At 59.8% G+C, this 17,964-nt stretch carries 19 protein-coding genes; 13 read left to right on the top strand and 6 right to left on the bottom strand.

What is annotated here, in order from left to right; translation table 11 throughout:
- Positions 1–161: 161 nt before the first annotated feature.
- From ACFQ6Y_RS27160 to ACFQ6Y_RS27140, 5 genes are all read left to right on the top strand, one after another.
- Positions 162–1,187: a DUF262 domain-containing protein gene (locus tag ACFQ6Y_RS27160; protein WP_378639488.1), complete on the top strand. Its 1,026-nt coding sequence runs from the start codon at positions 162–164 to the stop codon at positions 1,185–1,187.
- 4 nt (positions 1,188–1,191) lie between these two features.
- A complete protein-coding gene (locus ACFQ6Y_RS27155; protein ID WP_378639484.1) occupies positions 1,192–2,169 on the top strand; it encodes a hypothetical protein in 978 nt (325 codons plus the stop codon).
- Between the two features lie 312 nt (positions 2,170–2,481).
- The gene (locus tag ACFQ6Y_RS27150) at positions 2,482–3,246 is read left to right on the top strand and encodes an SDR family NAD(P)-dependent oxidoreductase (RefSeq protein WP_003945543.1); all 765 of its coding nucleotides are present in this window, start codon (positions 2,482–2,484) and stop codon (positions 3,244–3,246) included.
- Between the two features lie 121 nt (positions 3,247–3,367).
- Positions 3,368–4,033, top strand: coding sequence for a hypothetical protein (locus ACFQ6Y_RS27145; RefSeq protein WP_378639480.1), 666 nt, complete (start codon positions 3,368–3,370; stop codon positions 4,031–4,033).
- Between the two features lie 225 nt (positions 4,034–4,258).
- Entirely contained in the window at positions 4,259–5,146 is an 888-nt protein-coding gene (locus tag ACFQ6Y_RS27140) for an alpha/beta fold hydrolase (protein ID WP_378639476.1), read from the top strand.
- A gap of 1 nt (position 5,147) precedes the next feature.
- Here ACFQ6Y_RS27140 and ACFQ6Y_RS27135 read toward each other — a convergent pair whose 3' ends face one another.
- Together ACFQ6Y_RS27135 and ACFQ6Y_RS27130 are read right to left on the bottom strand one after the other, a co-directional pair.
- A complete protein-coding gene (locus ACFQ6Y_RS27135; protein WP_378639472.1) occupies positions 5,148–5,966 on the bottom strand; it encodes an HAD family hydrolase in 819 nt (272 codons plus the stop codon).
- A gap of 62 nt (positions 5,967–6,028) precedes the next feature.
- Positions 6,029–6,499: a MarR family winged helix-turn-helix transcriptional regulator gene (locus ACFQ6Y_RS27130; protein WP_378639468.1), complete on the bottom strand. Its 471-nt coding sequence runs from the start codon at positions 6,497–6,499 to the stop codon at positions 6,029–6,031.
- Positions 6,500–6,610: 111 nt separating this feature from the next.
- On the opposite strand from ACFQ6Y_RS27130, the gene ACFQ6Y_RS27125 reads away from it, so the two are divergent.
- Genes ACFQ6Y_RS27125 through ACFQ6Y_RS27115 form a run of 3 tightly spaced genes read left to right on the top strand, consistent with a single transcriptional unit; the run spans position 6,611 to position 9,018 of the window.
- On the top strand, positions 6,611–7,126 hold the full coding sequence (locus ACFQ6Y_RS27125) for a VOC family protein (RefSeq protein WP_378639465.1): 516 nt from the start codon (positions 6,611–6,613) through the stop codon (positions 7,124–7,126).
- Positions 7,127–7,163: 37 nt separating this feature from the next.
- On the top strand, positions 7,164–7,952 hold the full coding sequence (locus tag ACFQ6Y_RS27120; RefSeq protein ID WP_378639460.1) for a pirin family protein: 789 nt from the start codon (positions 7,164–7,166) through the stop codon (positions 7,950–7,952).
- A 1-nt stretch (position 7,953) separates the two neighbouring features.
- A complete protein-coding gene (locus ACFQ6Y_RS27115) occupies positions 7,954–9,018 on the top strand; it encodes a maleylacetate reductase (protein WP_378639455.1) in 1,065 nt (354 codons plus the stop codon).
- 19 nt (positions 9,019–9,037) lie between these two features.
- Here the strand turns inward: ACFQ6Y_RS27115 and ACFQ6Y_RS27110 are convergent, their stop codons facing one another.
- The gene (locus tag ACFQ6Y_RS27110; RefSeq protein WP_378448911.1) at positions 9,038–9,559 is read right to left on the bottom strand and encodes an Lrp/AsnC family transcriptional regulator; all 522 of its coding nucleotides are present in this window, start codon (positions 9,557–9,559) and stop codon (positions 9,038–9,040) included.
- 109 nt (positions 9,560–9,668) lie between these two features.
- On the opposite strand from ACFQ6Y_RS27110, the gene ald reads away from it, so the two are divergent.
- Both ald and ACFQ6Y_RS27100 read left to right on the top strand, forming a co-directional pair.
- Positions 9,669–10,769, top strand: coding sequence for an alanine dehydrogenase (gene ald / locus ACFQ6Y_RS27105; RefSeq protein WP_378639425.1), 1,101 nt, complete (start codon positions 9,669–9,671; stop codon positions 10,767–10,769).
- 38 nt (positions 10,770–10,807) lie between these two features.
- Positions 10,808–11,683 (top strand): aldo/keto reductase, encoded by an 876-nt coding sequence (locus ACFQ6Y_RS27100; protein ID WP_378639421.1) that lies wholly within the window; start codon positions 10,808–10,810, stop codon positions 11,681–11,683.
- On the opposite strand, the gene ACFQ6Y_RS27095 is transcribed toward ACFQ6Y_RS27100, so the two are convergent.
- From ACFQ6Y_RS27095 to ACFQ6Y_RS27085, 3 genes are all read right to left on the bottom strand, one after another.
- Positions 11,684–12,934 (bottom strand): NADH:flavin oxidoreductase/NADH oxidase family protein, encoded by a 1,251-nt coding sequence (locus tag ACFQ6Y_RS27095; protein WP_378639417.1) that lies wholly within the window; start codon positions 12,932–12,934, stop codon positions 11,684–11,686. It abuts the gene before it with no gap.
- A 31-nt stretch (positions 12,935–12,965) separates the two neighbouring features.
- Entirely contained in the window at positions 12,966–13,469 is a 504-nt protein-coding gene (locus tag ACFQ6Y_RS27090) for an SRPBCC family protein (protein ID WP_378639413.1), read from the bottom strand.
- A gap of 78 nt (positions 13,470–13,547) precedes the next feature.
- Positions 13,548–14,117, bottom strand: coding sequence for a TetR/AcrR family transcriptional regulator (locus ACFQ6Y_RS27085; protein WP_378639410.1), 570 nt, complete (start codon positions 14,115–14,117; stop codon positions 13,548–13,550).
- Positions 14,118–14,202: 85 nt separating this feature from the next.
- Between ACFQ6Y_RS27085 and ACFQ6Y_RS27080 the strand changes: the two genes are divergently transcribed.
- The 3 genes from ACFQ6Y_RS27080 (at position 14,203) to ACFQ6Y_RS27070 (ending at position 17,757) form a co-directional block, all read left to right on the top strand.
- Positions 14,203–14,661 carry a PaaI family thioesterase gene (locus ACFQ6Y_RS27080; RefSeq protein ID WP_378448905.1) on the top strand — a complete coding sequence of 153 codons (459 nt, stop codon included), beginning with the start codon at positions 14,203–14,205 and terminating at the stop codon, positions 14,659–14,661.
- Between the two features lie 227 nt (positions 14,662–14,888).
- Positions 14,889–16,190, top strand: a complete 1,302-nt coding sequence (locus ACFQ6Y_RS27075) for a TrpB-like pyridoxal phosphate-dependent enzyme (RefSeq protein ID WP_003945451.1) — start codon at positions 14,889–14,891, stop codon at positions 16,188–16,190.
- 142 nt (positions 16,191–16,332) lie between these two features.
- Positions 16,333–17,757 (top strand): PQQ-binding-like beta-propeller repeat protein, encoded by a 1,425-nt coding sequence (locus ACFQ6Y_RS27070; protein ID WP_378639406.1) that lies wholly within the window; start codon positions 16,333–16,335, stop codon positions 17,755–17,757.
- Positions 17,758–17,964 lie beyond the last annotated feature (207 nt).

Raw genomic sequence — 17,964 nt, 5'->3', positions numbered from 1 at the left:
AGCAGGTTTCTAGTCGTTCCGGCCCAAACACATTGCCGAGAACTTACCTCGCCAGCCGCACGGTTATCGGGCTTACGGTATGGTCGGCAGACCAATTCCATCTGATGTAGTAGTAGACAGGGTTGCGAAACTGTGATCACGTACAAAGAAGAGGATTACCGATGAGCCCACGAGGAACGTCGTTTCGTCGTAACCCCACAACGCAATCAGCAAGTTGGATACTGGATCTTCATGATGCGGGAAAGCTCGATCTGAATCCCCCATATCAAAGAAAGAGTGTCTGGAACACGCCATATAAACAATTCTTTATCGATTCGGTGGTTAGGAATTTTCCTACCCAAGCAATTTTTCTCGACCTAACAATCGATCCCGATTCACCTTCGATATACAAGGTTCTCGATGGAAAGCAACGCCTCACAACTCTAATTGAATTTGTCAGCGATAACTTCGCCGCTCCCGAGACGCTTTCGGATATCGGTCTCGACGGAAAATATTATTCGGAATTCGATCGCGACTCGAAGATGGCGATTTTGAACTACCTATTCACGGTAGAGATAGTCTCCGAGACATCAAATTTGGAATTGAATGACGCTTTTGACCGCCTAAATCGTAACGTTAAGCAACTGAACAAGCAGGAGTTGCGACACGCGCAATACAATGGACGGTTTATCACTAAGATGGAAGAACTAGCGGCATCACCAGAATGGCGAAATCTCGGAATTTCCACCGACAGTCGAGTACGCCGGATGCAAGACGTTGAATATGTGTCCGAGTTCTACCTGGTCTGCGTTAGTGGAATACAAGACGGAAAAGACTACCTCGATCGGGCATACTCCGATTTCGATACAGAGATTCCCGATGAATCGAAAGTGGATGTCATTTACGCAAAAACCCTAGACTTCATAAAAAAGGTCGATGAAGTATCTCCACTGCGCAGTACCAGATATTCGAATATCGCCGATTTCTACTCACTATGGGCGGCCGTTTCTCAAAAAATTTCTACCGAATCCACTCTTCCAACTCCCGAATCCACCTCCGAAAAACTCCTCAATTTTGTCCAAAAAGTTACGAAGGATGACGGCGGCGATGGCTCCAAATACCTTGCTGCCGCAATACAAGGTTCAAATAAGAAGCCTAACCGACAACTGCGCGCAGATATTATCTCGCGGCATGCACTAACAGTGTGACGTGATGGGAAACAAAATCCAGGGTCAAACCAACGACGCGCCCGCAGCAGTCCTACAAGCCTACGGACAACTCTCGCCACACCTCGACACACTGGTGGATTACTTTAAGAGCCTAATTTCAAACACTCTGCAAGAAGCGAAGCCAATCGCGGTTATTCAAAGGAAGAAACTTCCTGCGAGCATCTACCAGAAGCTGCAAACAGGAAAATACCAAAGCATTCTTGAGATTGATGATCTGATTGGATTTACGATCGTCCTACGAACGCGCTCTGAATTAGATTCAGCGTGCAAACAAATCGAATCTTCCGAAATTCAATCCTACAATTCTCAAGGTCGCGCCAATGTCGAACCTTCCGATTTCAAATATCGCGAGCCGAAAATCAGCGCGAAACCCGCTAAGAATTATCTTGATCGGCACCCGGAGCTTGCAGATATCTCAGTCGAAATTCAGTTCACTACAGCGTTGCAACACGCTCTCGATGCCGCCACACACGACTTCGACTACAAAGGAACAGATTATGAGTGGGCAAAGTTTAGAGTTGTAGCACAGCTTCGCGCGACCCTTGAGCTGGCAGATACAATGATCGATGATATGCAAAAGGGTTCATCACCAATAAACGGAATTGTCAGCAACAGTAGCGGCTACCATACCGAAAAGGAACTTCTAACTGTCATTAAAAAGCACTTTCAAACCGAAAATCTTCCGGCCGACTTACGGCGTCTAATTGACATAGTTTCCGGCTGGCTAAAGGCCATCTGCCGGAATCATGAAGAGTTCGACCAAATGCTTGAAATATACCTCTTTTCAAAGAAGGACCGACACTCGGTTTCAGTTGCCGACCAGATTCTCGACTGCTTATCCGAGAACAACTTGGACGAACTGCTAGAGCACTACCCTCGACTTTTCTGCGTTAGCTCAGAAGCATTAGAATTTCTCCCTAGGTTGAATCAAATTCCGGAGTCCCGGCGAGTCGAGCTCTAAATTCGAACTACGAGGTCTAGGTAGACCCGATGAGCCGTTTCCAACCATCACATTGAAAAGATCGATTAATTCTTGCTTAAACGGTTGTGCATCGCGGCAAGCAATCAGAGATCGTGAGATTGGCCAAGCCGTCGACCCGCCGTACGCCCGAACCAGGGGTTACCGACAGACGAGTCCTAGTACCAATCGGAGTTCACTAGTCCTTCGAATTTCTCGTGCGCCCATTGAGTGGAACAGACCACTGACCCATCTGGCTCGGTAGCGCAGAATCGAAACCAGACAGCTGTCCATCCCACAGACCGGAGTTTTCTCGTGAATCGATTCGACGACAAGCGCGTCCTCATCAGCGGCGCAGGATCCGGAATCGGCCAGGCCACCGTTGCCCGCATCCTGGCAGAAGGTGGCACCGTCGTCGCCGCCGACATTTCCGAGACCGGCCTCGAACAAACGCTGAACGCAGCGAAGGACGCAGGCCATTCCGATCGCCTCACCACGGTGAAGGTTGACATCTCCAGCGAAGAGTCCGTTCGCGAACAGGTCGGCGCTGCGATCAAGGCTCTGGGCGGTCTCGACGTGTTGGTCAACGCGGCGGGCATTCTGCGCTCCGCGCACACCCACGAGATGACACTCGATTTCTGGAACACCGTCATCGGGGTCAACCTCACCGGAACGTTCCTCATGACGAGGGAGTCCCTGCCGGCGCTGCTCGAAAGTGGAGCAGGCGTCGTGGTCAACTTCAGTTCCACATCGGCGACATTCGCCCACCCCTACATGACGGCGTACGCAGCGTCGAAGGGTGGAATCCAATCCTTCACGCACGCACTCGCTCTCGAGTACAGCAAGCAGGGCCTCCGCGCCGTGGCCGTCGCACCCGGCAGCATCGCTTCGGGCATGACGTCCGATCCCGGATTCCCGGCCGACATCGACTTCACGCTGCTCGGCAAGTTGGCCCCGGCGATCGGGGAGGGTTTCGCTCCCCCGTCTGCGGTCGCCGGCGTGATCGCGATGCTCGCTTCCGAGGACGGCTCCTTTGTCACCGGAACGGAAATCCGCATCGACGGCGGCACGCATATGTGACCACCTGCTGTGCGCCTTTATTAACCGCCCGCGGTTAACAAAGGCGCACAGCAGCGAGGCGGCATACTTATCTCGTCGCCCGGAACCGGTCCGGCGGTACGACGTGCGGTGGGAGCCAGCGGTGAGCGAGTCAACAGGCAGTACGAACCTCGAGCCCGTGCTGATCAGTCCCGTCGTCGGCGGAAAGATCCGCACCTGGTCCGAGGACGAGACCCGCTTGTGGAGCGTCGACGATCCCGCGGCGCTCGGCGCACTGCTTGGACGCGGCCTCGTAGCCCGTACGACCCTGCCGGACAACAAGTTCCGAGAAGTTGCATTTTTCGACGACCAGATGCAGACCCTTACTGTGCAGCCGCGCTTCGCTTCCCCGGACAGCACTGCCCTCGCCGCACCGTTCAAGCTCACCGATGCGTCGGCCCCGACCACCGACGCTTGGGAAGATCTCGAGTCGACACTCGCCTCGATCGCGATCTCCGCTGCTGGACGCGGCGAATTCTGGCTCGCGGAACTCGGCGGGTGGGATTCTCCCCACGAGCCGAATTGCCTCTTCACGACCGTCGACGAATCGGGCCTGGCCAATGCAGTCATGGAGGCCACCCCCGCACCCGTGGGCACAGGCGTCTGGCCGGAGGTTCCGAACGGCCAAACCGGTGTTTCGGTCTCGGCGCCAGCCTCGCAAGACACCATCGAGGCCGCCGGAATCTTCGCAGTATCAGCTATCGAGACCTGGGGCGTCACACCGTGGGACATCAACCTCACCTTCGGCAAACTGGTTGATTTCGCCTGATCAACCGCCCCGACAAGCGGCGGTGAGTTGTACGTCTCCCCTCAACCGACGGCTCACGGTTCGTCACAACACGCCCAATGGCGACGACATCGGGCCCCTCGGTGGGCATACTGAGGGAACTGGGGTTACTCCCGGTCACAAATACCCGTGGATCCGCGTCGGGGCAGGTGCGGTCCGACAACACGCGAGCAGCCACAGACACTGGCGGCTCCGAAAGGTTCAATCATGGCAACCGACCAATTACAGACGGTTGTATTGCACGGCGACCAGCTCAAATACGTCGACCAAGGCAGTGGCCCCGTAGTGGTGCTCATTCACGGCCTGCTGGGCGCGCACTCCAACTGGGAGCCGCAGATCGAGACGCTCTCACGCCACTACCGCGTCATAGCTCCTGATCTCTTCGGACATGGTGCGTCGGACAAGCCTGCCGGCGACTACTCGCTCAGCGCTCACGCAGCCACTGTGCGCGATCTTCTCGAAGCCCTCGACGTTCCGTCGGCCACCCTGGTCGGTCACTCACTCGGCGGCGGAATCGCGATGCAGACGCTCTATCTGTTCCCCGACCGCGTGGAACGGCTGTGCCTCGTGGCCAGCGGCGGACTCGGCCCCGAGGTCAGCCCACTCCTGCGCGCAGCGACTCTGCCCGGCAGCGAACTGGTGCTTCCCGTCCTCGCGTCCCGGACGCTGACCGATGTGACCGACAAAGCGCTCGGACTTTTCAACAAGATCGGCCTGTTCAAGCTCGGCGCCAGCGCGAGTGAGGCTCGTAAGAGCTTTGCTTCGGTATCGGACGCGTCGACACGTCAGGCATTTCTGGCGACTGCACGATCGGTCATCAACTACAACGGCCAAACCGTCAATGCCACCCCGCATTTCGCCAACTTCAAGAACTTGCAGGCACTATTGGTGTGGGGCGAGGAAGACACCATCATCCCCAACGCCCACACCGAGAACGCTCGCGCCGAGCTACCGCTCGGGCGGGTCGAGATCTTCAAGCGCGCCGGACACTTCCCCCACCTGGACTATCCGGATCGCTTCGACCGTGTCTTCTCCGAATTCATGACGGACTGCGGCGTCGGTATCGGCACCGGGCCCAAGGCCGTCAGCAGCTGAACTAGCTCCCCGCAACCAACTCTTCGAGGTAGCTTGCCACTCCATCCTCGTCGTTCGTGGGCAGAATTCGGTCGGCAAGTTCGATGACCTCAGCTCGGGCGTTGGCCGGCGCCAGAGCCGTTCCGGCCCAGGTCAGCATGGCAACGTCGTTGAACGCGTCACCTGCTGCCGCAACTTCCGACGCGTCGATGCCGTCGATCGCGCACAACTGCGCGAGAGCGCTGGCCTTCGAGACGCCCGCCGCAGCCATTTCCATGTATGGAGCGCCGGAGTGGGTCAACTCCACACCCTCGATGCCCGCAGCGACCGCAGTTCGGTACAGGTCGGCGCTGGGAACTTCCGCATGCCGAGCCACGATCTTGACCATCGGCTCGACGTCGAGCGGCAAGGTGTCGGCCAGCACCATCTCGTGCAGGTGCCGGTGATGGTCCGCGAACTCACACAGAGCGGCATACTCCGGCTCGGCAAAGAACTGAGTGGGTCCGACGTTCGCGAACACGACGCCTGGGACCAGTGCGCGAACTTGCTCCATAGCCGTTGCCGCCAAGGACATTTCGATCGAAACGGTGTCGACGATCTCCGGAGCACCATCGGCGAGGTCGAGAATGACAGCTCCGTTGGCACACACAGCTTTACCGCGAAATCCGCACGAGCTCGCCAACGTGTGTACCGAATGTCGAGCGCGGGCCGTCGCCCACACAACTTCGATACCCGCCAGCCGCGCGTTCTCCATGGCTTGCGCGGTGCGCGTCGAAATCGTTCGGTCGGAGCGCAGCAGGGTGCCGTCGAGGTCGGTCGCGAACATACGAATGCGGGTCACCAGACCATGATGGCAGTCCGTTCGCAGTCCTCACCAACTACATGACATTGGCCGTTGCTCTGTCAATTACCTGACTGGCCCTCGAGAAGGTGGCGGCGCATCTCACCGAACACCACACCGAGACGCTCGACATCCCGCGGACTCAGCAGATCGAACATGTTCTTTCGCACGGCGGCGACGTGGGCCGGGCTTGCCGACGCCAGTTTCTCGGCGCCCTGGTCGGTCAGCTCCGCATTGGCGCCACGCTTGTCGTCGACACACTCAACCCTGCGCACCCAACCGACGCCGACCAGTCGATTGACCGCCCTGGTCACGCCACTACGGGTTGCCATCACGGCGTCAGCGAGCTCACTCATGCGCAATTGTCGCCCGGGCGCCTCGGCCAGCGCGACCAGCAGCTCGAAATCCGTGAAGGAAATATCGGAGTCGTGCACCAACTGTTGATCGAGGACACGCTGAAGCAGGCGGGTCGAATCCAGGTACGCCCGCCAGGCAGTTTGCTCCGAGTCGGTCAACCATCGCGTTGATTCCATCACGCCAGCATATCCGAAGTAGTTGACAACGAAATCAAATGAGCTATTCTCAATGTAGTTGATCAGTCAACTAGTTGTTCGAAGAGAAGATTCAACCGAGAGGCGGGCGCCATGAGCGACGACAACGCAGTGCAGGTCGACAACGCAGTGCAGTTCGAGGAACGCCGTGCCGAGATAAGGGAGCGGCATCTGATCCCTGCCGACAAACGACCCACATCGACCGCACGCGGTCTGCACCATACGGCCCTGATCAGCAGTGACGTCGAGCGAACCGTGAAGTTCTATCAGGATCTCCTCGGCTTCCCTCTCACCGAACTGATCGAGAACCGTGACTATCCCGGGTCTTCGCACTTCTTCTTCGACATCGGCAACGGCAACCTCCTGGCCTTCTTCGACTTCCCGAGCCTCGACGTGGGCCCGTACCAAGAGGTACTCGGCGGCCTCCACCACATCGCGATCAGCGTCGAGCCGGCCAAGTGGGCGACGTTGCGCACCAGACTCACCGAGGCGGGCGTCGAATTGATCGAGCACAGCGAGGTTTCGTTGTACTTCCGCGATCCCGACGGCGCTCGACTCGAACTGATCGCAGATCCCCTCGGCGAGATGTACGGCAATCACGTCCTCTGAAAACTTGCTCTCCCCCACACCATTCGGAAGGCACCCCATGACCTCCACCTTGTCGCTACCGAACTTCGACGTCCGCCGATCGGGCGATCGCTTCAAGTCCAATGCGGGCTGGCTGGACTCGAAGCACTCCTTCTCGTTCAGCAATCACTACGACCCGAAGAACACTCACCACGGTCTTCTCCTGGTCAACAACGACGACATCGTCACGCCGGGAATGGGATTCGACACCCACCCGCACCAGGACATGGAGATCGTCACCTGGGTTCTGAGAGGCTCTCTCGTGCATCAGGATTCGATGGGTCATTCGGGGGTCATCTACCCCGGACTCGCCCAGCGGATGAGCGCCGGAACTGGCATCCTGCATTCCGAGAAGAACGACTCGTGGCGACTCGGTGACGTGGCCGGCAGCCATTCCGACAAGCACAGCGACCCGGTTCACTTCATCCAGATGTGGGTCATCCCCGACGAAGCTGGAATCACCCCCGGCTACGAGCAGTTGGAGATCGACGCCGAATTGCTTGCCGGTGGACTGGTTCCCGTCGCCTCGGGAATGGACGCGTACGCCGATCACTCGGCAATCCGGATCAAGAACAAGTACGCCGCGATGCACGTCGCGCGTCTGCAACCCGGACAGCCCGTGACCCTGCCGGACGCACCGTTCCTGCATGTTTTTATCGCCGACGGTCAGGCGGCCATGGAAGGCGTCGGTGTGCTCGAACAAGGTGACGCGGTACGAGTGTCCGGCGGCGGAGGCCAGCAGGTCAGTTCCGATACCGGCGCCGAGGTCATCGTCTGGGAAATGCACGCCACCGTTTCGCAGGGATGACATGAAGTCCTTCTCGTACGACGCTTCACCGGCTCGAATTGTCTTCGGCCAAGGGACGATCGGCTCGATCACCGAAGAAGTGAGACGGCTCGGCCGTAACCGAGTGATGGTGCTGGCAAGCCGTCGACTGGACGCGCTTGCCGCCGACGTCACCGAATCTCTCGGCGACATGGCCGTCGTGCGCTTCGACGGCGCCGTGATGCACACTCCGATCGAAGTCACGACAGCCGCGCTGAAACTTGTCCAGCACCATCACGTCGACACCGTCGTCGCGATCGGCGGCGGCTCGGCAACCGGGTTGTCCAAAGCACTCGCACTGCGAGCGGGGTTCGATCAGATCATCGTTCCGACGACGTATGCGGGATCAGAAGTCACTCCGGTGTTGGGTGAAACCGAGAACGGACGCAAGACAACTCGCTCGTCACCCCGCATCAGACCCGAAATCGTCATCTACGACGTCGACCTCACTCTCGATCTGCCGCTGGACACCACCGTCACCAGCGCCGTCAACGCGATGGCTCACGCGGTTGAAGCGTTGTATTCCGCCGAATCCAATCCGATCACCGACTCGATGGCAATCGAGGCACTCTCCGGGATCGCCCGTGCTTTGCCGATCGTCGTCGATGATCGGAGAAATGTAGAAGGCCGGGCCGACCTGCTGCAATCTGCCTGGTTGGCCGGAACCTGCTTGGGCACAGTCGGCATGGGACTTCATCACAAGTTGTGCCACACCCTCGGCGGCAGCTTCGGTTTGCCGCACGCCCCCACCCACACCGTTGTCCTCCCCCATGCAATGGCGTTCAACGCGGCTGCCGTCCCGGAAGTGATGTCGCGAATAGCAACCGCTCTGGGTGTATCCGATGCCGCTAGCGGCGTATTCGACCTCGTCACCGCGAGCGGCGGACCGACGTCTCTGCGAGAGGTGGGAATGAGTCACGATCAGATCGGCCGTGCAGTCGAACTCGCGACCTCCGCCGCCTATCCGAATCCGCGTGAGATCACCGCGCCGGGCCTGAGCGAACTCCTCGAGAACGCCTGGTCCGGGCGTCGCCCCGTCATTTTGTGAGAACGCGGGTGAGAACGAATCAGGCAGTGCCGCCACGAGGCCTGACGTGCTCGAAGATCAGAATCGTCTCGGTCGCGGCCACCGCCGGATGGGCCGAGAGGTTGTTGACGACGAAGTCCCGCAACTGCGCCGAATCCGTCGTTGCGACGTGCAACATGTAGTCGTCGACACCGGCCACGAAATACACGTTGAGCACGGAGTCCAGCTTGGCGAAGTCGTCACCGAGTCGGTTGAGGTGTGACCTCGCGTTGGCCTGCAGTCGAACTGCGATCATCGCCTGCAGATCCATTCCGAGAGCAGCGGGGTCGATGTCCGCGTGGAATCCCCTGATCACGCCGTTGTCCACCAAGGCACGCACACGTCCGAGGCACGTCGACGGCGCAATTCCTGCGATCGCGGCCAGCGCATTGTTCGGAATCCTCGCGTCTTTCGCCAGCTCTTCGAGCAGAACCCGGTCGACCTCGTCCAACTTCATAGCTGCCCGAACATGCTTCGGTGAGGCAGCCGTCTGGATACCGATTTTTGAACTTTCGCGCACCATGAATACAGCATAGAGAATTATCTTCACTTCTCTTCACTATCTGGTGACGAAACTTCATGCTTGGCACCTGCCATTCGAAGAAACAACAGACTCAGTTCGGAGCCGTGTCATGAAGGTCGGAATCCCCCGCGAAATCAAAAACCACGAGTACCGCGTGGCCATCAGCCCAGCAGGCGTGCACGAACTGGTCGGCCGAGGGCACGAGGTCGTCATCGAAACGGGTGCAGGCGTCGGTTCCTCCTTCAGCGACGAGGATTTCAAGGCTGCGGGCGCACAGATCCTCGGGTCTGCGGATCAGGTCTGGGCGGACGCAGATCTGCTCCTCAAGGTCAAAGAACCTATTGCAGAAGAGTATTCGCGGCTCCGTAAGGATCAGGTGCTCTTCACCTACCTTCACCTGGCGGCGTCGAAGGAATGCACCGACGCACTCCTGGCGTCGAAGACCACCTCCATCGCCTACGAAACCGTTGTCGGTTCCGACGGTTCACTGCCCCTCCTCGCCCCGATGCGCGAAGTAGCCGGACGCCTTGCACCGCAGGCCGGCGCCTACCACTTGATGCGTCACGGCGGCGGACGCGGAGTGCTGATGGGCGGCGTGCCGGGAGTACGTCCTGCCAAGGTCGTGGTGATCGGTGCGGGAGTCTCCGGCAAGAACGCCATCGCCGTGGCCTACGGCATGCAGGCCGACGTCACCGTTCTCGATCTGTCGATCGCGCGTCTGCGGGAAATCGACGAGCTGTACCACGGCCAGGTCAAGACCATCACGTCCAACAGCCTCGAACTGGAACAGGCAGTTCTCGACGCCGATCTCGTCATCGGCGCAGTGCTGGTACCCGGGGCGAAGGCTCCCACTCTCGTGTCCAACAGCCTGGTCGCGCGCATGAAGCCGGGTTCGGTACTGGTCGACATCGCCATCGACCAGGGCGGCTGCTTCGAGGACTCGCACGCGACCACCCACGCCGATCCGACGTACCAGGTTCACGGTTCGGTCTTCTACTGCGTTGCGAACATGCCCGGCGCCGTTCCCCGCACATCGACGTACGCGCTCACCAACGCGACACTCCCGTACGTCGTCGCATTGGCCGACAAGGGGTGGAAGGACGCCGTCGCGACTGTTCCCGGCCTGGAATCGGGACTGAGTACACACGACGGTCTGCTCTTGTCGGACAGTGTTGCAGCAGCACATGGGTACTCGGCTGCCACGCTCTGACCCCGGCGAGGAAGGCTGGAGATCGCTAGCCTTGATCCATGAGCAATCCTGACATCACGCTGAATTCCGGAACCACGATCCCGCAACTCGGCCTCGGAGTCTGGCAGGCCACCAACGACGAAACCGAGCATGCAGTGCGGTTCGCACTCGACGAGGCCGGCTACCGGCACATCGACACTGCAGCCGCGTACGGAAACGAAGAGGGCGTCGGACGAGGTATCACCAACTCGTCCGTCGCGCGAGAGGACATCTTCCTCACCACGAAGCTGTGGAACGCGGACCAGGGCTACGAGCTGGCGTTGAAGGCTTTCGACACCAGTATCGACAAGCTTGGCGTCGACTACGTCGATCTCTACCTGATCCACTGGCCGCTGCAGGACAACGACCGCCTTCTCCGCACTTGGGAAGCACTCGAAAAGATCGCGGAATCGGGCCGTGCCAAGGCAATCGGGGTGTGCAACTTCGAGCCGCACCATCTGCAGCTTCTTGTCGATCGCGGCGGAATGCTGCCCGCCGTCGATCAGGTGGAACTGCATCCGCACCTCACGCAACACGCGATCCGGGACAAGGCCGCCGAGCACGGGATCAAGGTCGAATCGTGGAGCCCACTCGGCGGCACCAGCAACGCAGGTTGGGGTAAGGCTTCGAAGCCCAACACGCTGGTCACCGATCCGATCATCACTCGAATCGGTGACCGCCACAGCAAGACTGCCGCACAGGTCCTCATCCGCTGGCACCTTCAGAACGGCCTGATCGTCATCCCGAAATCAGTGCACGACGCTCGGATCGCTCAGAACATCGACGTATTCGACTTCGAACTCACTGATCTCGATCTGAGCGAAATCGACACTCTCGACGACGGCACGCGCGTCGGCGCGCATCCCGATGAACTCAATATCGGTGCGCCGAGCTGATCAAGCCGCTCGTTTGGTGGGGCGAAGCGCATCGATTCCGTTTCGCCTCACCATGGTTCCGAGGGTCTTCCACCACGGACGAGCTGGATCCGGCTCGTTGCCGTCGCCCATTCTGTGCAACTGATCGGTGTGCCACTGCAAGTCGAGTGCACCGTCGAGCATCGAGATGTCGGCAACCTTCCCCAACAATTTTCGCGCTCCGAACTCGACAGTCGGGACGTTCAATCGTTCCCGATTCGATTCCAGAAGAACGGTTGCCGCGTCGGGAATGGTGATCGTCGGCCGGCCGAGGCCGATCACGTCGCACGCGCCGGAAGCGAGTGCCTCGACCATCGCCGATCGCGAGCGGAAGCCGCCCGTGACTGCCAACGGAATGTCGCCGGCGATCGCCCGGACAGTCTCGGCATATTCGAGAAAATATGCTTCTCGGTCACGAGTGCTCTGCTTCTGCGCTTTACCCATCATGGCCGGCGACTCGTAGCTGCCACCGCTGATCTCGATGAGATCCACCGACTCTTCGGTCAACGCGCGCACTACTTCTCGCGACTCGTCTTCCGAGAATCCACCGCGCTGAAAATCAGCCGAGTTGAGTTTGACCGAGACCGCGAATCCGGGAGCAACGGTAGAGCGTATGCGCCGAACGATCTCGATCAGAAAGCGCCGGCGACGCTCGGGATCTCCACCCCACTCGTCCGTGCGCTGATTGGACAACGGCGAAAGGAACTGCGCAACAAGATAACCGTGCGCTGCGTGTATCTGTACGCCTCCGAATCCCGAGGACTCGGCGACGCGAGCGGTTTCCGCGAACCTGTTGATGATGTCTTCGATCTCGGCGGTCGAGAGTTCTCGCGGCGCAGCCATTCCCGGGATCTTCAGCGCGATCGGACTCGGGCCGACCGGGCGGCCCCTGCTGGCGATCGGGTTGGATTGTCGCCCTGGGTGGTTCAGCTGCATCCAGATCTCGGCGCCGCCGTTCTTGGCAGTCTTGGCCCAAGCCGTCAGCGCTTCGGCATCTCGATCGTCGTCGACCACGACGTTGCCCGGTTCGGCGATCTGAGATCGATCGACCATGACATTGCCGGTGATCAGCAACCCGAACCCGCCGCTGCCCCAACGCCCGTACAGAGTTTCCAGTCGGGCGGACGGTCCATGTGTCCGGTCCCCCAGAGCCTCGCTGAGCGCAGCTTTCATGGTCCGATTTCGCAGTATCTGCCCACAGGGCAAAGTCAGCGATTCTCCGAGCGTGGTCATGAATGCCTCTCGCGTGAATGGGGGAAGAAGGTCAATGGCGGGGCGCAGAACCGAAGTGCCGCTTGGTATCGCGCACGAAGCTCGAGAAGATCAGTGAGTTGACCGGCAGACCGCCGCGTACCGCGAGCGACAGCTTCGGACGCGGTGAGAATGCAAAGGTCCACTGCAGTCTCGAGCCCACTGCAAGTTCGTCGACGCGGTAGTCCTCGGCAAAGGATTGGAACATTGGAACATTCGACTGCTCGACGTAGAACGAGTGCCGACGTGTTTCGTCGTCCCAGGTGATGAACTTTTCGCGCATCTGCATCGCACCACCGCCCACCTCCGCGATTCGCCGTGTGCCGACACCGTACGGGCGAGGCGAGGTGTAGTGAACTTTCGTGAGCAGCCGGCACCACGACAACGGTTCATCCGCAGTCAGACCGGCCCAGACGTCATCCGGTTCTGCGGCGAGATCGATCGAGTACGTGAAGATATGCGGTGCCGTGTCGAAGAAATCGACACCGACCGGTTCGAGGTCGAACCAATGTGTCATCGCCCGCTCCTGCCCAATTAGCCGTTACATGAAGTTACGGATACTCGACGACCGAAGTCAACCCCCGAGCGCTCAGCTCTACCACGCTTGCGAACGCGAAAGCCCCTGCAGCGAAGCGATGACCTGTTCGAGCGGTTCGATACTTCGAGTCGTCTGGCATACAGCCACGGCACCTTCGACCGACGTGATCGTCAAATTTGCCATCGATTTTGCTTGCACTGCAGGATAACCCGCGGTTTCGAGTTGTGATTCGATCAACTTCTGCCATCCCAGCAAGACTTCAGCTGCCACTTCCGCGACCTCCGGTTCACTGGCACGAGCCAATCCGCCGGCAATCACCGGACAGCCGATCGCGAAGTCCGAGCGCGTGAGATTGAGTCGCCAGATGTCGCCGACCGCTTCGATCACGTCGGCAGTGGAACCGTTAGCCGCAGCCGAGCTGATCCGTCTGGTGATGATCGCACCGGCCGCGCGCACGGCTTCGACCATCAACTCGGTCTTACCGCCAGGAAAGTGGTGGTAGATCGACCCACGGGGTGCGCCGCTGTGCTTGATGACGTCGCTGAAGGACGTCGCGTCGACACCGTTGCGGCTGATCAGTTCAACCGCACTGCGAATCATGCGATCACGTGAGCTCAGCTCTGCCATGTCACAGATCCTTCGGCCGTCGGTACACCTGTCGACTCATACGCTACGTTATGTATGACGACCTACATAGTGATGGGATGAAACAATGAGTGACGAGACAACAGCGACCGTCGATCCGGCGCAGATGACAGGCCTCGAACTTCTCCGCTGGATGGGGACACAGGTCAACGATCGCCCGAGCATCGGGCGCCTCCTCGGGATGGAGATGCGCGAGGTCAACGAAGGATCCGTGAGCTTCGCTCTGACGCCGCGCGCTGATTTCAGCAATCCCCTCGGCACGGTCCACGGCGGCATCTGCGCAACGCTGCTCGACTCGGTCATGGGCTGCGCGGTACACACCATGCTTCCGGCCGGCGTCGGATATACGACCCTCGAACTCAAGCTCAACTACATCCGCACCGTGCCTCTCGACGGCGATGAACTGACCGCACACGGCAGTGTCATTCACGTGGGTGGGCGTACCGCGACCGCAGAGGGCAAGGTACTCGACAAGGACGGCAAGTTGGTGGCGCATGGAACCACGACGTGCATGATCTTTCGCTAAGCCCGACGTGAGCAGGGCGCGAGCGCCGATGTACGATCGGCTCGTGACCCTGCTCACTGCGCACCTCTGGTGGCCCGACCGCTGACGGTCAGCCGCAACTGCGTGCTGCCCGGACCGATATCGGGTGGTCCAGCAGGCTCCTCTCAGGATCCCCGATCCGGCAAATGCCGTACGCGTCGTCGCTACGACCGCCAAGATCAGGTACCGAATCCACGAAGGAGAGTTAGTTGACCACCACCCCACTCAACCGTTCGCTCGAGCCTTTGGGCGTCTCCATCCCGTCGAAAGTGCCGACGCACTGGTACAACCTGGCGGCTGACCTCCCCGAGCCTGTTCCCCCGCACCTGCATCCGGGCACTCGTGAGCCGCTCGGCCCCGAGGACTTGGCGCCGCTGTTTCCGATGAATCTCATTGCGCAGGAAGTCGCAACCGAGCGCTACATCGAGATCCCGGAGACGGTTCGCGAGATCTACGGCATGTGGAGGCCCTCTCCCCTGTTCCGCGCGCACCGACTCGAGCGCGCTCTGGGCACACCCGCCCGCATCTACTACAAGTACGAAGGCGTGAGCCCGGTCGGTTCACACAAGCCGAATACTGCTGTCGCGCAGGCTTACTACAACGCAATCGAGGGAACCACCAAGCTCACCACCGAAACCGGTGCAGGCCAGTGGGGTGCGTCGCTGTCGTTCGCGGGCGCACTGCTCGGACTCGACGTCGAGGTGTGGCAGGTTCGCTCCTCCTTCGATTCGAAGCCGTACCGACGCATCCAGATGGAGGCGTACGGCGGAATCTGTCACCCGTCGCCTTCCGACTTGACGGAAGCCGGACGCGCACTGCTGAAGTCGCATCCCGACACCACTGGCTCACTTGGTATGGCCATCAGTGAGGCCGTCGAGGTCGCCGCGCAGGATCCGAACACGCACTACTCACTCGGTAGCGTGCTGAACCACGTCATGCTGCACCAGACCGTGATCGGTCAGGAAGCAATGGTCCAGCTCGAAGAAGCCGGCGACGCCGTCCCCGACACCGTGTTCGGTTGCGCCGGTGGCGGTTCCAACCTCGCCGGACTCACCTTCCCGTTCCTGGGACGAAACCTTCGCGAAGGCACCAAGACTCGTCTGGTCGCCTGCGAGCCGTCGGCATGCCCGTCCCTCACCCAGGGCGAGTACCGCTACGACTTCGGTGACGTCGCCGGTCTGACGCCGCTGCTCAAGATGCACACTCTCGGCAAGGACTTCGTTCCCCCTGCGATCCATGCCGGCGGCCTCCGCTACCACGGCATGTCGCCGATGGTCTCGCATGCAGTCAACCTCGGACTCATGGATGCGATTGCCGTCGATCAGGACGACGCACTCCAGGCCGGTCTGATCTTCGCCCGCGCCGAAGGAATCATCCCGGCTCCGGAATCAACCCACGCGGTTGCCGGCGCTATCGCTCACGCCCGTGCCGTCACCGAACCCGAGGTGATCGTGATCGGGCTGTCCGGCAACGGTCAGTTGGATCTGCCGGCGTACTCGCCTTACGTCTGACACGGTCGGTGTGGTGGTCTCGTGCGTACGAAGCCACCACACTTCGTCACACCGAGCACGTGGGCTCGATCTCGCGATCGACACCGTGCCGGCCGTCCGCGAAACGAACCGATCAGTTTGCTCGATCGGTTACGGTCTTTCGATGCAGCTTCGGTTGAAGGAACACTGGAAACTGGTCGCCCTCGGGCTGGCGTTGGTCGTGGCGATCGCGTTCATCGTCGTATCGGCACTCTCCGACTCCAGTGAGGCGGCCTCGCCGAAGCAGAAGGTAGGCGGTCCGATCGTCGAGCAAGGCGTTGTCGACGCGAACCTCTCCGATCCTCCGCAACAAGCCTGGGAACTCGATGTCCGTACGCTCACGGACAACTCCGGCGACGTGTTGTTGTCGATGCCTTCCGGCCTCGATCGCTACTACGGCTACGGAAACACATACCAGGTCGGTGACGTGCTGGTGGCCGCGACGGCTTATCCCCTGCCCAAGACCGACGAGTCTTCGTCGGGCCAGGGAGTCGGTGACGTCTCACTGGTCGGGGTGAATCCCGACGACGGAAGTCCGCTGTGGAAAACACGAATCGGCGGAGTCATCGGCCAGTGCAGCCAACAGAACGAGTCCACGATCATCGCGTGCTGGGGCGATCGACGAATGATCTTTGTCGATACCGCGACCGGAACTCTGTTGTCCGACCTCGGAACCGACTTCGATCTCAGTGGTGCCGCCATCACCGGAGACACTGTGTACACGTCCGGCGAGAGAGTGGACGGAACCGTTCGCACACTAATTCTTGCCAGTGGCAACACCACCAATGTGACGGCCAACTTCGTTCGCACCTTCGAACCAAGTGAAAGGTTCGGATCGGTCTACACGATCCCGAGCACCAACAAGGTCATTGCGATGGAACAGGGCGATGGCGGGGACCCACAGTACCGCTATCGAATCTACGATCTGGATTCCGGCGCAGAACGATTCAGATTCGAGGGTGATTCGCTCGTCCCTGCCGGGAACGGATTGTTCCTCACCAGTGTCGGTGGCAGATCAGGCTATGTAGGAACCCAAAACCTTTTGGCTTCCGACGGATCCACGATTCGTGCGATACCGATTCCCTCTTCCTCATCGTCGTCCTACCCGAGTAAGCCCTCGACAGCGGTGCCGATGTTTCTCGGCGACGGCGCCTACGACCCGGAGTCCGGTGACGAACTTTGGCGCAGTTCACAAATCGTCAGTACCGAGATGGCCGGGACGGGAAGCGCCATTGCCGCAGTGGTAGGAAAGACAATCCTGGTCACCTCACCGGAGACCCGCACAATCTCGGGTCTCGACGTCGAGAGTGGTCGACAGCTGTGGCAGACACCCTGGCAAGACGCGTACTGGGTTCGAAACGGAGCGACCGATGGCGACCATTTCGTCTTCAGCGACTACACCGGCATGCACGCAATCCGGGCTCGCGACGGAAAGATGATGTGGTCGGTTCCCCTTCCGCCAGAGGTCGATCCGCGCGGAGTTGTCGTCTCGAATGCCGGCAAAAACGTGTCGTTCTCCTGGCAAAACCATTTCACCGTTTGGCGATAGGCCGGCAACATCACCGATACCGTGTCGTGCTGACCAGCCTGCTCACCAACAAGCAAGTGGATAGACGTGCAGCAATCAAAGTCCACAATCCAATCTTGCGCATTTGTTCAATATCGGGGGAACGATCTCGGACAACTGCATATATCTCCGCGACTCCAACTTCGGAAAGATCAGACCAGACCTGCAGTGAAGGGGTGCGTACACATA

Source organism: Rhodococcus sp. NPDC056516 (assembly GCF_042794655.1).
In the GTDB taxonomy this organism is placed as follows: Bacteria; Actinomycetota; Actinomycetes; order Mycobacteriales; family Mycobacteriaceae; genus Rhodococcus_F.
This window is presented reverse-complemented; position numbering and strand designations above follow the sequence as displayed.